Origin of the sequence: Streptomyces sp. DvalAA-14 (assembly GCF_900091855.1) — a bacterium.
Lineage (GTDB): Bacteria > Actinomycetota > Actinomycetes > Streptomycetales > Streptomycetaceae > Actinacidiphila.
Genome location: NZ_FMCH01000497.1, coordinates 1 through 13,689 on the forward strand (window position 1 = coordinate 1; position 13,689 = coordinate 13,689).

13 protein-coding genes are annotated in these 13,689 nt (G+C 68.3%); 6 read left to right on the top strand and 7 right to left on the bottom strand.

The window, feature by feature from the left end:
* Positions 1-733 (top strand): NADP-dependent oxidoreductase (locus GA0115240_RS26570; protein WP_107407217.1); only part of this gene is annotated, 733 nt, incomplete at its 5' end.
* 24 nt (positions 734-757) lie between these two features.
* Here the strand turns inward: GA0115240_RS26570 and GA0115240_RS26575 are convergent.
* The gene (locus tag GA0115240_RS26575) at positions 758-1,840 is read right to left on the bottom strand and encodes a DUF4331 family protein (protein ID WP_093740421.1); all 1,083 of its coding nucleotides are present in this window, start codon (positions 1,838-1,840) and stop codon (positions 758-760) included.
* 626 nt (positions 1,841-2,466) lie between these two features.
* On the opposite strand from GA0115240_RS26575, the gene GA0115240_RS26580 reads away from it, so the two are divergent.
* Positions 2,467-3,408, top strand: coding sequence for a pyridoxamine 5'-phosphate oxidase family protein (locus tag GA0115240_RS26580; protein ID WP_093740423.1), 942 nt, complete (start codon positions 2,467-2,469; stop codon positions 3,406-3,408).
* Positions 3,409-3,448: 40 nt separating this feature from the next.
* Here the strand turns inward: GA0115240_RS26580 and GA0115240_RS26585 are convergent, their stop codons facing one another.
* Positions 3,449-4,198 carry an MIP/aquaporin family protein gene (locus GA0115240_RS26585; protein ID WP_237555229.1) on the bottom strand — a complete coding sequence of 250 codons (750 nt, stop codon included), beginning with the start codon at positions 4,196-4,198 and terminating at the stop codon, positions 3,449-3,451.
* A 586-nt stretch (positions 4,199-4,784) separates the two neighbouring features.
* On the opposite strand from GA0115240_RS26585, the gene GA0115240_RS26590 reads away from it, so the two are divergent.
* Complete coding sequence (locus tag GA0115240_RS26590; protein ID WP_093740425.1) at positions 4,785-5,639, top strand: alpha/beta fold hydrolase; 855 nt, start codon at positions 4,785-4,787, stop codon at positions 5,637-5,639.
* A gap of 288 nt (positions 5,640-5,927) precedes the next feature.
* Here GA0115240_RS26590 and GA0115240_RS37700 read toward each other — a convergent pair whose 3' ends face one another.
* Both GA0115240_RS37700 and GA0115240_RS26600 read right to left on the bottom strand, forming a co-directional pair.
* Positions 5,928-6,680 (bottom strand): isocitrate lyase/phosphoenolpyruvate mutase family protein, encoded by a 753-nt coding sequence (locus tag GA0115240_RS37700; RefSeq protein WP_093740427.1) that lies wholly within the window; start codon positions 6,678-6,680, stop codon positions 5,928-5,930.
* Between the two features lie 54 nt (positions 6,681-6,734).
* Positions 6,735-7,493 (bottom strand): haloacid dehalogenase type II, encoded by a 759-nt coding sequence (locus GA0115240_RS26600; RefSeq protein WP_093740429.1) that lies wholly within the window; start codon positions 7,491-7,493, stop codon positions 6,735-6,737.
* Positions 7,494-7,907: 414 nt separating this feature from the next.
* Between GA0115240_RS26600 and GA0115240_RS26605 the strand changes: the two genes are divergently transcribed.
* Both GA0115240_RS26605 and GA0115240_RS39415 read left to right on the top strand, forming a co-directional pair.
* A complete protein-coding gene (locus GA0115240_RS26605; RefSeq protein WP_161302475.1) occupies positions 7,908-10,010 on the top strand; it encodes a SpoIIE family protein phosphatase in 2,103 nt (700 codons plus the stop codon).
* Positions 10,011-10,136: 126 nt separating this feature from the next.
* Positions 10,137-10,886 (top strand): class I SAM-dependent methyltransferase, encoded by a 750-nt coding sequence (locus GA0115240_RS39415; protein ID WP_093740433.1) that lies wholly within the window; start codon positions 10,137-10,139, stop codon positions 10,884-10,886.
* Between the two features lies 1 nt (position 10,887).
* On the opposite strand, the gene GA0115240_RS26615 is transcribed toward GA0115240_RS39415, so the two are convergent.
* From GA0115240_RS26615 to GA0115240_RS26625, 3 genes are all read right to left on the bottom strand, one after another.
* Positions 10,888-11,493 carry a phosphotransferase gene (locus GA0115240_RS26615; RefSeq protein ID WP_093740435.1) on the bottom strand — a complete coding sequence of 202 codons (606 nt, stop codon included), beginning with the start codon at positions 11,491-11,493 and terminating at the stop codon, positions 10,888-10,890.
* A gap of 18 nt (positions 11,494-11,511) precedes the next feature.
* Positions 11,512-12,099 (bottom strand): hypothetical protein, encoded by a 588-nt coding sequence (locus tag GA0115240_RS26620; protein WP_141708975.1) that lies wholly within the window; start codon positions 12,097-12,099, stop codon positions 11,512-11,514.
* 301 nt (positions 12,100-12,400) lie between these two features.
* On the bottom strand, positions 12,401-13,171 hold the full coding sequence (locus GA0115240_RS26625) for a DeoR/GlpR family DNA-binding transcription regulator (protein ID WP_093740439.1): 771 nt from the start codon (positions 13,169-13,171) through the stop codon (positions 12,401-12,403).
* Positions 13,172-13,254: 83 nt separating this feature from the next.
* On the opposite strand from GA0115240_RS26625, the gene GA0115240_RS26630 reads away from it, so the two are divergent.
* Positions 13,255-13,689 (top strand): MFS transporter (locus tag GA0115240_RS26630; RefSeq protein WP_141708976.1); only part of this gene is annotated, 435 nt, incomplete at its 3' end.

Sequence of the window (13,689 nt, forward strand, 5' to 3'; positions counted from 1 at the left end):
CTGCGGTGTCGTCGCGGCCACCGGTTCCGGCGTTACGGAGTGGTCGGAGGGCGACGAGGTGTACGGACTGGTCCCCTTCACCCGGGACGGTGCCGCCGCTGAGTTCACTGCCGTGCCGGCCGCTCATCTCGCGGCCACACCGGCCGGACTGGACCCCGACAAGGCGGCGGCCCTGCCGCTGGCCGGCCTCACCGCCTGGCAGGGGCTGGTGCGGCACGGCGGGCTGCGGAGCGGGCAGCGCGTGCTGGTGCACGGCGGAGCGGGCGGGGTCGGCGTCTTCGCGGTCCAGGTGGCCGCCGCCCTCGGCGCTTCGGTGACGGCCACGGCCGCAGGACGGGACGCCGACTTCGTCCGGGGCCTGGGCGCCGAGGAGGTCATCGACTACGCGGACGAGGACTTCGCCGACCGGCTGAGCGGCGCGCAGGCGGTGGACCTTGTCTTCGACACGGTCGGCGGTGACACCCTGACCCGCTCGTGGCAGGTGCTGCGGCCGGGCGGGGTGCTGGTGAGCATCGTCGCGCCGCCCGGGGACAGCGGCCCGGACGGCGCCCGCGGCGTGTTCTTCGTGGTGGAACCCGACCGGGCCGGCCTGGAGGAGCTCTCGAAGCTGGTCGCGGCGGGCCGGCTGGACCCGCCGGTCGCCCAGGTCTTCCCGTTGGAGCGGACGGCCGAAGCATACGAGGAGCTGAACCGCCCGCACCGGCGCGGAAAGATCGTCCTCAAGGTGTCCTGACGCCTGAGCCGTCCGTCCAATCCGTCAGTAGTCGAGCCCGATCAGTTCCCGCAAGGGACGCAGTCCGGACTGCTCCGTGTCGTCGTACGGAAGGCCCACATAGGGGAACTCCGCGCGAGCTCTGGGTGCGTCCGGGCTGACACCGTCCGCGACCGGGGTGCCGGCTCCCAGGGTGAGCATGATGTCGAAGGCGTCGGTGCCCAGCGGGCGGCCGTTGAAGCGGTCGAGGGTGAATTCGGCCTCGGTGCCGATCTCGTACGGGAGCACGGCGGGGATCAGCCGCTTCGCTGTCTCCCGTCCGTATGTTTCGGGATCGGCGATCTTGCCGGCGTGCCTCGACATCGTGGTGATGAACGATTCCACTACCTCGCCGAAGTCGGCCGTGTCGTTGGCGGGGACGCTCGTGCGGTAGCGGTCGGCCAGACCGGGTGTCGCCGGGTCCGACAGGAACAGGTGCGTGAACAGGGGCAGCCCCCATCGGTAGACCTGTGTCTCCGGCGCGTGGCCGTGGAGTGAGGCCGTGGCCCAGGCCCCGACCGTGCCGGAGCCGATCATGGAGTTGGGCACCTCCAGGACCGTGGCCATGTTGTTCCTGTTCTTGAACAGGTTGGCTTTGTGGTCGAACGCCTCGGTGGCGAAGCGGTCCTCCTGGAAGAGGCCGTTGACCACGGTGAAGAAGCCGAAGGCGTCGGCTGCCCAGAGCTCGGCGGCCTTGCCGACATACGCGCGTACTCCGTCGCTTTCCCTCTCCTGGCCGACGGTGCCCTGCACCAGGACCTCCCCGGGTCCTCCGTTGACGGCGTCGGCGGCCGTGGCCCGGGTGACGGTGAAGTTCTGGCCGTGCTCGTCCGCACTGCCGTCGATGTGAAACGGCTCGTCGAAGCTGAATTTGAAGCTGACCTCCTCCCGTCCGTCGCCGTCCAGGTCGAAGCGGAACGCGTACAGCCCCTCGGGATGCAGTGTCAGAGGCGCGAAGATGCCCGCGTCGGGGTTGGACGTGAGAATCATCGCGGTCGTGTCCGGAGTCGAGCCCCGGAAAAGGTACATGTCCAGGACATTCAGGCGGGAGTCGTCCCGTGCGGCATCGGTGTCGAAGTGGTGGGACATCTGCTGCTCCTCTGCTTCGTAGCTCGCCTGGCGAGGCGCCTCGGGGGTTGCCCGGTGCTGGACACGTTTCTTCCGCAGCACAAGCGGCTCCGACGTCGTCGGGCTACGCTGCCGGCCCTACCTCGGAGGTCCGCCGTGGCGCGCGGTGTCGCACCGGATGTTGCCGCGAGAAGCGTCCTTGGGGGTCCAGACCCAATTGTGACCCAGTTTCGACCGTTATGCGGCATGTATGGAGATGGGTCTCCGTAGAGGCCTCCCGCATGTCGACGTCGAGGCGGAGCAGCGACGAGGCTGGGGGTGGAGCTTGAAGCTGCCTCGACGGGGATGCGAGGCCCATTGGGCACCCATGCCAGGGGATTACCCTCTGTGAGCAGAGGGGTGCTGTCCAGCGAGCCGAGCGCCAAGACAAGACCGCACTGTCACCCAGCCATCGATCGAAACCGGGCGCCGACGCCGGATGCCGCAATCCCGGATTCCGCCGGTTGGTGGCTTCTACGGTATTCGGGCAGCCCGCGGGACTACTCGGGCGCCGAACCCTGTTGGAAGAGCACGCCGCCGCTCGGGCTAGGCCCGGTGCCGAAACGGCTTGAGACCCCCGCAAACCGCCCCCCTGTGAGAGGAACACCATGACGGAGAGCCGCCTGCCTGTCGATGCGGGCTTCCACGCCGGTGAGCTGGCCGTGCAGGAGCGCGCCGGTGTACGGGGCGATGCCGCGCGGCTGTCACGGATGCTTGAGCCCGCCGCGTTGTCCCGCGGCGTCGCAGGGTTCCTGGAGGACAGAACCTTCCTCGTGATGGCCGGCCGCGACAGCGAGGGCCGTCTGTGGACGTCCCCACTGACCGGGCCTCCTGGCTTCGTGGAGGTCGCCTCAGCGACCGGTCTGACCGTGGACGCATTGTTCCCGGGGGCCGATCCGCTCAGCGGCCTGACCGTCGGACAGAAGATCGGGATGATCTTCATCGAATTCGCCACGAGCCGTCGGGTCCGCGTCAACGGGATCCTCACCTCGACGGCCGAAGGGCTGCTGGGCGTCGAGGTCGAACAGGCATACGGCAACTGTCCCCAGTACATTCAGCGCCGCCTGCTGTCGCCGGACACAGCGACCAGAGGAGCGCGTACCGCCATTCGCCACGACACCTTGTCCGCCGAAGACACTCAGCTCATCCGGAGCGCCGACACCTTCTTCCTGGGGACCACCAACCCACAACGTGGCACCGACGCATCACACCGCGGGGGATCCACCGGTTTCGTCCGCGTCGAGGACAACCAGCTGTGGTGGCCGGATTACCAGGGCAACAACATGTTCAACAGTTTCGGCAACCTGGCCGTCGACCCGGAGGCCGCACTGCTCTTCTTCGACTTCCGGGACGGTCGCACGGTCCAGCTGTCCGGAACCGCCGAAGTCCGCTGGGGCGCGCCCGGCAGTCCGGGCGATGACGGGGGCACCGGCCGCCGCGTCGTCTTCACGGTCCAGCACGTTGTCTCCGGGAATCTGCTCCCGGCACACGAGACCGCCCTGCGGCCCTACCCCCACAACTCCGGCCCTCACCGAATGACACGGGCTTGACGGGTCCCGCGCCGGCCTCCGCGGCGCTCATGGTGGCGATTCAGCTGTCCGCCTGTCCCTGCGGGCCCGGGCCCGCAAGTTTGTAGGTCAGCGGGCGATGGGTGTTGAAGCGCCGGATGAGCAGGTGGTGGACCGAGGCGCCCAGGATCGCGCCGATGATCGGCGCGACGAGGTAGATCCACAGGTCGACCGTCTGTCCGGCCAGGGCGGCGGGCCCGATCTGCCGGGCGGGATTGGCCACGCCTCCGCTGCGCGGGCCGAGGAGGGCGATGATCAGGGCGAGGACGGCACCGACCGCCCAGGGCAGCAGTCGGCCGTATCGGGGATAGGCCAGGAAGAAGCCGATGACCAGGACCAGTCCGATCAGGCAGCTCGTCTCGCTGATGAAGACGGCGGCCGGATGCCACGAGGGGGCGGGCCGCACCGCCGCGTAGCGGACCGGAAAGGCGGCAATTGCGGATCCCCACACGAGTCGGGCGAGCGCTACTCCCGTGAATGATCCGGCGATTTGGGCCAGCACATAGGGGAGGACGCTCTTGCCGGGGAAGACGTCCATCAGCCACAGGGCGATGGTCAGGCTGGGATTCATGTGAGCGCCGCTGCGGCGGCCGGGCGGGGTGAAGATGAGCGCGATCAGGGCGGCACCGGTGAGGACTCCGATAACGGCGAGTCCGGAATCGAGGTCGGCGACGGCGAGCGGCGAGGAGGGCGTGATCAACCAGCGGACGATACTCGCCACCCAGAACAAGAGGAGCGTGGTGAGCATGAATTCGTCGCCGGCGCGGGTCAACGGCAATGGTGGGGGCGCGCCCGTGGGATCCGCGCCCGACACGCTCACCGGCTTGCCGCCCGGTGCCGGCGGCCGGGAAACGCGGACAATTCGACCAGGAGGGCGCTGGCGTCGGAGCGCGACAACACGGAACCTTCTCGGCTGACAACGGGACACAGCGGATGATATCGGCGACCAACATACCCCCGCAGGGGCAGGGTTCCCCCCAGGCGTGAATCCGACACGGCGGTGCCCAACAACGGCTTCCGCCTTCGGATCACGGCCAGAACCAGGATCGAGAGTCACATCATCGCTGTCTGCCGGGAGCGGACACGACTCGGGCACGATCGCGTCGCCAGGAAACGCCGTCCCCAAACGCAGTCCAGGTCTCTCAGCCGCACAAATTCCGGCAGAGGCCCCCGCGCCTTGTGCGGCTGCCCTCCTCTCGAAAATCAGCCGTTCGCGGGCGGCAAGTGCAGTGCGCCGCGCGCGTACGAAGAGGACCGGTTCCGTTATAACGAAGGATAGCGAACCGCTGTGGTCCTGGGATCCCGTCGATCGGACGCCCGCCAGGAATTCGGGATAATCAAGGAAAGGTGGATGGGTGATGACTGACATCGCATACCGAACGGCGGATGTGGACGGCCTGCAGGTGTTCTACCGGGAGGCGGGGGCACCCGACGCACCGACTTTGCTCCTGCTGCACGGGTTCCCGTCAGCGAGCCACATGTTCCGGGATCTGATCCCGCTGCTGGCCGACCGGTTTCACCTCATCGCCCCTGACTATCCAGGTTTCGGGAAGTCGGACATGCCGGCACGTGGTGACTTCGACTACACCTTCGAGCGCATTACCGACGTGATCGACCGCCTGACCGAGCAACTGGGTCTGGACCGTTTCGCGATGTACGTCTTCGACTACGGCGCACCGGTCGGGTTCCGCATCGCGCTCAAGCATCCCGAGCGGATCACCGCGATCATCTCGCAGAACGGCAACGCGTACGAGGAGGGACTGAGCGAGGTCTGGGTGCCGGCCAGGGCCTTCTGGAAGGACCCCTCGCCGGCCAACCGCGAAGCGGTCCGGGCACTCGTAGGGCCGGAGACCCCGGTCCAGCAGTACACGCACGGCGTTCCCGACGTCACCCGGGTCAGCCCCGACGGCTACGAACTGGACATCCACTACCTCACGCGCCCGGGCGCGGACGAGATCCGGCTCGACCTGTTCGGCGACTACGGAAGCAACGTCGCGCTCTACCCGAAGTTCCAGGAGTACTTCCGGACCAGCAGGCCGCCGCTGCTCGCGGTATGGGGCAAGAACGATGCGGACTTCATCCCGCCGGGGGCCGAAGCGTTCAAGCGCGACCTTCCCGACGCCGACGTCCGATTTGTCGACACCGGCCACTTCGCCCTGGAGACTCACGCCGAGGAGATCGCCGCCGCGATCCGCGAATTCCTCCCGGCGTAGGCCCCGGCCGCGGACGACCCGTGCCGCCTACGAATCCGGCTTCGTTGCTCCCTCGTCGTCACACCAGTTCCGCAACCTGCTTCACGGGCGGGCTGGCCCTCTCGCAAGCGTCGAGCGGTCAGTGACGTTCTCGACCTCCCCTTGACACCTGAAGCGAGTCGGCCGAGCGGGCGAGATGCTCCAGGGCCCGCGCCTTGGGATCGTGCGCGCTGCCACTTGTGGGCGACGGACCCTTCCTCGGCCGCAACCCGTTGCCGAGATCATGGGCGGCGGCCTCGTCTGAACGGTTCAGGCGGTGTCCTCGACGTCGTAGGACTCGAACCACCGGTCCGCCAGCCGTGGCACGAGACGGTCGAGGACGAGATCCTTGAAGTGCGGTGTTTGCTGATGGGTGGCGAAAGCGTCCCGTGAGGCGTAGCGCTCGAGGATCACGACGCCGCGCTCGTCGTCGAGCTGGCGGAAGACGGTGAAGGAGACGTTCCCCGGTTCGCTGCGGGTGGCCGCGGCCAACCTCGGGTAGAGGGAGAGGACTTCGTCGAGGTTCTCGCCGGGGGCAATGGTGTGGTGGGCGATCACCTGGTATTTGGGCATGCGTTCTCCTCTTCGCGTCGCTCGGGTCAGTGCGGAGTGCAGTCGTAGTCGATCACGGCGTTGCAGGTCCGGGTAGGGGGTGGCGGCGGGGAGGTCCGGGTTGCCGTCGCGGACGGCGGTGGCCACGTGCGTGGCGGCGTGGATCGCGGCCCGGTAGGGGAGGGAGCCGGTGCTGATCCGGCGTACTCCGAGCCGTCCGAGGTCGGCGACGGTGAGGTCGGGGATGACGAGGACGTTCAGCGGTACCGGGATGTTCGCCGTCAGTTCCCGCAGAAGGGCCGGGTCGCTCGCGCCGGGGACGAAGATCCCGCCCGCGCCGGCTTCGACGTAGGTGATCGCACGGTGCTGTGTCGCTTCGAGGCCGTCGTCCTGGTTGAGCCAGGAGGTGTCCACGCGGGCGTTGACGAACAGGTCCGGCGACAGTTCCTTCTGGCCGGAGCCGTCGACCACCTCGAAACGTTCACCACTGTCCCGCAGGCCGCAGCCGGAAGGGGGGACGCCTATTCAGGAGCGCCAGCGCTCGATCAGGCGATCGGCCAGACCGGGGAGGTCCGAGGCGACGAGATGGGGTTGCGGAAGCCGCCGCAGCAGCAAGGGTGCATTGCCGGGTCGCGTGATGAGCCCGGAGGTGAACCCCGCGCTCTGCGCACCGACGGTGTCCCATACATGCGCGGCCACCATGAAACAGTTCGACGGCGCAACGCCCAACTCCTGAGCGACCAGGTGGTAGACCGACGGCGCGGGCTTGTACGCCCGGACCGTCTCAATCGAGAACTGACGCTCGAAGAAGCCGGCGAGACCCGCGCTCTCCAGCGGGCTCTTCCCACCCGGGTTCGGCGGCGAGTTGGTCAGCGTCACCATCCGAAAACCCGCGTCCTCCAGCTTGCGCAGGCCGGCCTCGACGTCGCCGTGCGCGGGCATGGTGAGCATGCCCGTCTCCAGTTCGTCCAGGTCGGAGTCGGTGACCTTCACGCCGTGGATGTCACCCACCATGCGGAACAACCCACGGCCGAGCGAGAAGTACTCCTCGTACAGGCCGGAGAGCGTGAGAGTCATCGAGTACATGACCAGATGCCCGAGCCACTCGCGCAACGTCCGCTTGTCGCCGAAAACCCGTTCGAACAGCGGGTTCATGGACTCGAAGTCGATGAGCGTCTCATTGACATCGAAAACCAGGACTTTGGGCTCGCCGCCGATCCACTGGCTGTTGTCCGCATGGCCTTCCGGGCCCGACGGCAGAATCTCATCACGCTCACGGGGCATGAATCACCAGCTCCTCGAATCGGGGGACGCTCGATTTCGCCGAACCATGGGGGGATCGGCACGGGCGCTACGTCCGACCCCGGCAGATCGTGCGAGGTACGCCCCCGCCGGCAGCGCCCAGGCGGTATTGCGCCCTCGCAAGCGTCTCACCAATCCGCGTTTGCTGCCCGCTCGTACGACCGGTGTCGCGCCCTGCGGGAACTCGTGCGCGTCAAGCAGCGGAACAGCCACGCTCCGCAATGGTCGAACGTCCACGTTTTCCCCAGGTCACACGTGACCTGGGGCATCCCGGTCTCCTCGCAGACCGGGACGAGTTTCTCAACCCGCGCCCACGCCTGATCCGGCGCAAAATGGACAGCAGATCACCACGCCGGGGAAAGGTATGCACGCGCATCGATCGATGGGATGCAGGGGATGGCCGAATCCAGCACCGGAAAGCCTTTCACCGCGGAGGACATTCTCGGCCCGGTCGGCGCGGCCACCGCGGTGATCAGCGGCGACGGGATTGTCCTGGGCTGGACGGCGACCGCCGAGCGGGCCACCGGCTACCGCGCGGACGAGGTGGTGGGCCGCCCAGCCACGCGACTGCTGGCCGAATGCGAAGCGGCCGAACTCGACGCGTGGGCCGCGCGGGCCCGCGCACCGTGGTCCGGAGTTGCCCGGATCCGCCGCAAGAACCGGGCCGAGGCGCGGATGACCGTAGAAGCCTCCCCGTTGCACGGCGACAACCGCGCGGACTGGTTCGTGACGGTCACCGACCCCACCGGGGCAGTGTCCTGGTCGCCGCCGCGGTCGGCAGCCGCAGCGCCACCCATGGCGCACTCGCCGATCGGACTGTCCATCTGGGACACGGATCTGCGCTGCGTGTGGCTGAACCGCACCGCCGAGCACCAGGACGGCGTGCTGCGGCGCCGACGGCTGGGACGCCTGATGACCGAGGTCCAGCCCGGTGAGATGGGCGAATCGATCGTGGTCGCGATGCGGCAGGTGCTGGACACCGGTGAGCCGCTCATCGAACAGGAATACACCTGGCGCATCCCGGGAGAGGACGAGGAGCGCCTGCTGGCGGCCACCTACTTCCGCCTCGACGGGGCGGACGGGAAGCCGATCGGGGTGGTCAGCATGGCCACCGACATCGAGAACTCCCTGGTCCGCCAGCACCTGCTGATCCTCGGCCAGGCCGGCAACCGTATCGGCACCACGCTGGACGTGATGAGAACCGCCCAGGAACTCGCCGACGTGGCGGTGGGCCGGATAGCCGACTTCGTCAGCGTCGACCTGGGAGAGACCGTGCCGCTCGGCGAGGAGCCCCTGCAGCGCCTCGCGTCCTCCGACTCCAGCATCCCGGTCTTCCGCCGCGCCGGCATGGCCTCCATCCACGAGGGGGAGCCCGAAGCGCTGTGGCAGATCGGCGAAGCCGTTTTCGTTCCCCCCCAGTCCCCGTTCAACCGTGGACTGGTGTCCGGGCAAACGTACTTCCAGCCCGTCGTGGACACCTCCCGCGGCGGCTGGCTGGAGCAGGACCCGAACCGCGCACGCATCATCCGGGAGACGGGCATTCACTCGCTGATCATCGTCCCCCTGCTGGCCCGCGGGACGCTGCTCGGAGAAGCGGTCCTTGTCCGCAACGAGAACAAGACACCATTTTCCAGGGACGATCTGCTGCTGGTCGAGGAACTGGCCGGGCGGGCCGCGCTGAGCCTGGACAACGCCCGCCGCTATTCGCGGGAGCGGGCCGCATCCATCGCGCTCCAGCGCAACCTGCTGCCGCACAACCTGTCCGGCGGCGAGGCGGTCGAACTGGCCTCGCGCTACCTGCCCGCCGACACGCACGACGGAGTCGGCGGCGACTGGTTCGACGCCATCCCGCTGCCCGAGGCACGGGTCGGCCTGGTCGTCGGCGATGTCGTCGGCCACGGCATCAACGCGGCCGCGCTGATGGGCCAGCTCCGGACCGCCGTGCGCACCCTCGCCGACCGGGACCTGCCGCCCGCCGAGCTCCTCGCCCGCTTCGACCGCCTGATCCCCTCGATCACCGAGCAGGACACCGACACCGAAGGCTTCGCAGGCCCCGTCATGACCTGTACCTGCGTCTACGCCATCTACGACCCGGACACCGGCACCTGCACCATCGCTTCGGCCGGCCACCCCCCGCCCGCCGTCCTCCACCCCGACGGCAGCGTCACCTTCCCCGACGTGCCACCCGGGCCGCCGATCGGCGTGGGCCTGATGTCCTACGAGCCCCACGCACTCCAACTGCCCGAGAACAGCATCCTCGCCCTTTACACCGACGGCCTCATCGAAACCCGGACGGAAGACCTCGACACCGGCATGCACCGGCTGCGTGCGGCTCTCACCGGCCCCCGAACCCCGCTGGAGGAGCTCAGCACGCGAGTGATCGACACCATGACCCCGCGCTCCCGAAGCGCGATGGTGCCGGACAACGAGAGGAGCGTCTACGCGGACGATGTCACTCTGCTGATGGCCCGCACCCGGCTGAAGAGCCCGCCCGGGTGACTCCCACGCGCCGGTTGCCTCGCGGTGTGGCCGCGCCAGGGTCACACCTGACATCAACGGCTTCGGGAGAACCGGGGGAGTGGCTGTCAGTTCCTGTCGCTGGGTTCAAGAGGGGACCGGGTTTTTATGGCGACTGATTCAGCCGAAGAGACTCAGCCCTACGAAGTGACCGCAGAATTCTACGACATCCTCCAAGAGAACGAAGTCCGCCGTCGGGCCAAGGACTGTTTTGCGCCGGCCGCGCGACGTGCCCGTATCGGAATTCTGGACGTAGGCGCGGGGACGGGAGTCGTAACTGACGTACTGCTCGAGCACAGTGCTGTGCCTGTCCACGCGGTAGAACCTGCTCGGGCCATGCGGGCGGTTCTCCTCAGCCGACTTGCCTCCGCTCCCGCCGGTGATCGGGCACGTGCAACGGTCCATCCGTTCATTTTGAGCGAGTGCGCGCTGACGAACGTCGCCGACCTTGTCGTGTGTTCCAATGTTGTCGGCTGTCTTGACCCTGCCGAGCGCCGTGCGACATGGAGAGCAATGGTCGAAGCTCTTACGCCCGGTGGTCTGGCGATTGTAGATCCGCCTCCTCGCCGACTGCCGTTGCATGCCGAAAATCGGGAGCTCCCTAAAATTCGACTCGGTCGGGACGTTTATTCGGCAAGCGTCTGCTCGGAGCCGGAAGGGGAAGTTATTCGATCAACTTTCACCTACCGAGTCGAAAGGGGCGGGGTGATCGTGAGGACAAAAGGCGAGAGCTTTCTCCTGTGGCCCGCATCCCGGGAGGAGATAGCCGCTGAATTTATGGACGCAGGGCTGATGCCGATAAGTTCACCCCCGTCTACGCCTGCCTTGATGTACGGTCGACGTATGAGCGGTCGTTGAATCAAAGGCCTTTCAGGACACGATCGAGTGAGGACCGGCCTGCGGGCCCCCAGTTCGGCTTGCCGCCGGGCAGGCCGCGGTCCCCGTTCCGGCCCATCGACTCGACGGCGAGGTCGGTCGGGGCAGCGGCCTGGAAGAAGCGCTCGAAGCCGTCCGTGCAGTGCTTGGGGTGAGCGCCGAAGTCCGCAGCGGTCGGGGCGTCGGCGGGCGCCTCCACGTGCAGCGCCTTGAGGAAGCCCGCCAGCGTCTCGGCCGCGTGGTCGCCGCGAGTGATCGAGCCGTGGTCCAGCGGCGTGCCCTCCACCCATGTCATGACGGTCCAGATCTTGGGAAAGCGCTCGGACGGCGCACCCTCCCGCAGGGGGACAGGAATCGGCAGCGGCAGGCGCGACGCGAGAGTCGGCAGCCAACGGCGCTCCTTGAGTTGCAAATCGGGGCTCTTGTCCATCCGCTGCATCCGGACGGCCAATTCGTCCCCGAGGCGCCACATCTGGTTGCCCCAGCCGCCCGCCACCTCGTGGAGGGGCAGTCCGGCCAGGTCCGGATGCTGCTCCCGAAGGAGGTCGCGGACCAGATCCTCGCTGATCTCCATCTCGGATTCGATCACGCGCCGGGCCCCGGGCCGTCAGGACCGCAGCGTGGACTGGTACATCCGGATGTCCTTGTCGGAGCCGTCGAGATAGGCGTTGACGGACTTGCCGTGCTTGTCGAGCAGCGAGTACCCGTCCAGCTGCGGCCAGAAGTGCCACACACCGCTGGGCGTTGCCGTGCCGAACGTGAGGCGGATGTAGACGTGGGCAAGAATGCCGGACCCGACCTTGACGGCGGGGGAGGCCGGCAGGTCGAAGTAGATGTCCCCTTCTTTGGTGGCCCAGGAGAACCTCTCCCATCGGTGGGTGACTTGGTCCCACCAGGACGCGGTGATGCCGCGCAGCTCGTCGCTCGTGTTCCCGCCGGTCTTATACAGGCTCACGCCGAAGGAACTGGGGACCAGGATGTCCGGCGAGTTCTGCTTGTAGTACAGCGTCATGTGGACGGTCTGGCCGTGACGCATCGTCTTCGGGATGCCGCTGGCCGCGTTCTTGAGGGTTCCGGCCTTGGCCGGTGCGTTGACCGGGGTCGCCGACGCGCTGCCCGGCCCCATCAGCGCGGCCATCAGCACTCCTGTGGTCAGCGCGGAGGCCGTGCCGGCTCTGCGTATGGACGCTCTCATGATGTGTTCCCCCTCGAGTCGGAAATTCAAACGCATCCTATGCTCGCTTTCTGCGTCCCCAGCGGGCAGGCCCAGCCCTGCCCTTGGGGCGCTGACCTGGAGCAGCCCGGCGCGGGCCGAACCGCGCCTCCGCGCGTGTGACTGGAGGGCCGTCGGACAGGCTTGATCACCGCCGGGAGTTCGCCGCAGCGGAAAGCAGCCTGTGCGACGCAGGGTCAGGTCGGCGCCGCACAGGCCGTCTAGAACGTCCTAGGGGCCGCCCCCGTCCACCGGGCCTCGCCGGCGTCGCGGTTCACCGAACCTACGGTGTGACGCGGACCGTTCGGACCGTCACGCCCGCCGCGGCCAGGGCCTCGGTTGCGTCCTGGGGTGCCCCTTCCTCGGTGACGACGGTGTTGAGGGCGGCGGCCGGCGCGACGAAGGCCAGCGCGGTCCGGGAGAGCTTGCCGGCCTCGGCGACCGCGATCACCCGGCGGGCGGAGCTGATCGCGGCCCGTTTGATGGCGGCCTCGGCGAGGTCGTAGGCGGTGAGACCGTCGGCGGCGGTCAGTCCGCAGCAGCCGAGCACGGCGGTGTCGAAGCGGACCGCGGCCAGGGAGGCTTCGGTGAGCGGCCCGATCAGGGCGAGTTCACCGGGGCGGGGTTCGCCGCCGGGCACCAGCAGCCGCAGCCGGGGCGCGCCGGTCAGGGCGTTCAGGGCGTGCAGGGACAGCGGCATGACGGTCAGCCGTCGCTGCTGGAGGGCGCGGGCGACTTCCAGGCAGGTGGTGCCGCTGTCGATGAGCACCGTTTCGCCGTCCGTGATCAGGCCGGCCACCTCGGCGGCGATCCGCTGTTTGGCCGCCAGCCCCTCGGCGGCCCGCAGCGCGAAGGGCGGCTCCTCGCCGCGCAGCATGACGCTGCGGGCGCCGCCCCGGTAGCGCTCCAGCAGGCCCTGCTCGGACAGGATCTCCAGGTCACGGCGAACGGTCATCTCCGAGGCGCCGGTCATCGACGCCAGGTCGGCGACGCTGAGCTGCCCGGCCTCGCCGACGGCGGTGACGATCCGCCGGTGTCGTTCAGTACTCACCATGGTCTCTATTGAACACCACCGAGCAGCTCTATGTTCGGAACGCCCGCTGTTGATCAGCATAGATGTTTGTTATGTTCACTGTCATGCAGAGATCCCTCCGCGCTGCGCGGATCGCCACCTTCGCCTACTTCGCCCTGAACGGATTCGTGCTGGGGATGTGGGTGGTGCACATCCCGGTGATCGAACAGCGGGCCGGGATCAGCCATGCGGTGCTCGGCTCGCTCCTGCTGCTGCTCGGCGGCGGGGCCTTCGCCGGTATGCAGCTGGCCGGCCCGGTCGCCGACCGGTTCGGCGCCCGCACGGTGGTGCCGGCCAGCGGCGCGCTGTGCGCGGCCGCGGTGGTGCTGCCGGGCCTGGCCCACAGCGGCTGGACCCTGGGCGCGGCGCTGCTGGCTCTGGGCCTGGGCAACGGCTGCCTGGACGTCAGCATGAACACCCATGCCGTGCAGGTGGAACGCGGCTACCGGCGCCCGGTGATGTCCGCCTTCCACGCGGTCTTCTCGCTGGGCGCGGTCGCC

Bases quoted from the DNA above. Each gene is read 5' to 3' on its own strand.
- GA0115240_RS26575 (WP_093740421.1), bottom strand. From the start codon at position 1,840: ATGTCCCACCACTTCGACACCGATGCCGCACGGGACGACTCCCGCCTG.
- GA0115240_RS26580 (WP_093740423.1), top strand. From the start codon at position 2,467: ATGACGGAGAGCCGCCTGCCTGTCGATGCGGGCTTCCACGCCGGTGAG.
- GA0115240_RS26590 (WP_093740425.1), top strand. From the start codon at position 4,785: ATGACTGACATCGCATACCGAACGGCGGATGTGGACGGCCTGCAGGTG.
- GA0115240_RS26600 (WP_093740429.1), bottom strand. From the start codon at position 7,493: ATGCCCCGTGAGCGTGATGAGATTCTGCCGTCGGGCCCGGAAGGCCAT.
- GA0115240_RS26605 (WP_161302475.1), top strand. From the start codon at position 7,908: ATGGCCGAATCCAGCACCGGAAAGCCTTTCACCGCGGAGGACATTCTC.
- GA0115240_RS39415 (WP_093740433.1), top strand. From the start codon at position 10,137: ATGGCGACTGATTCAGCCGAAGAGACTCAGCCCTACGAAGTGACCGCA.
- GA0115240_RS26620 (WP_141708975.1), bottom strand. From the start codon at position 12,099: ATGAGAGCGTCCATACGCAGAGCCGGCACGGCCTCCGCGCTGACCACA.
- GA0115240_RS26625 (WP_093740439.1), bottom strand. From the start codon at position 13,171: ATGGTGAGTACTGAACGACACCGGCGGATCGTCACCGCCGTCGGCGAG.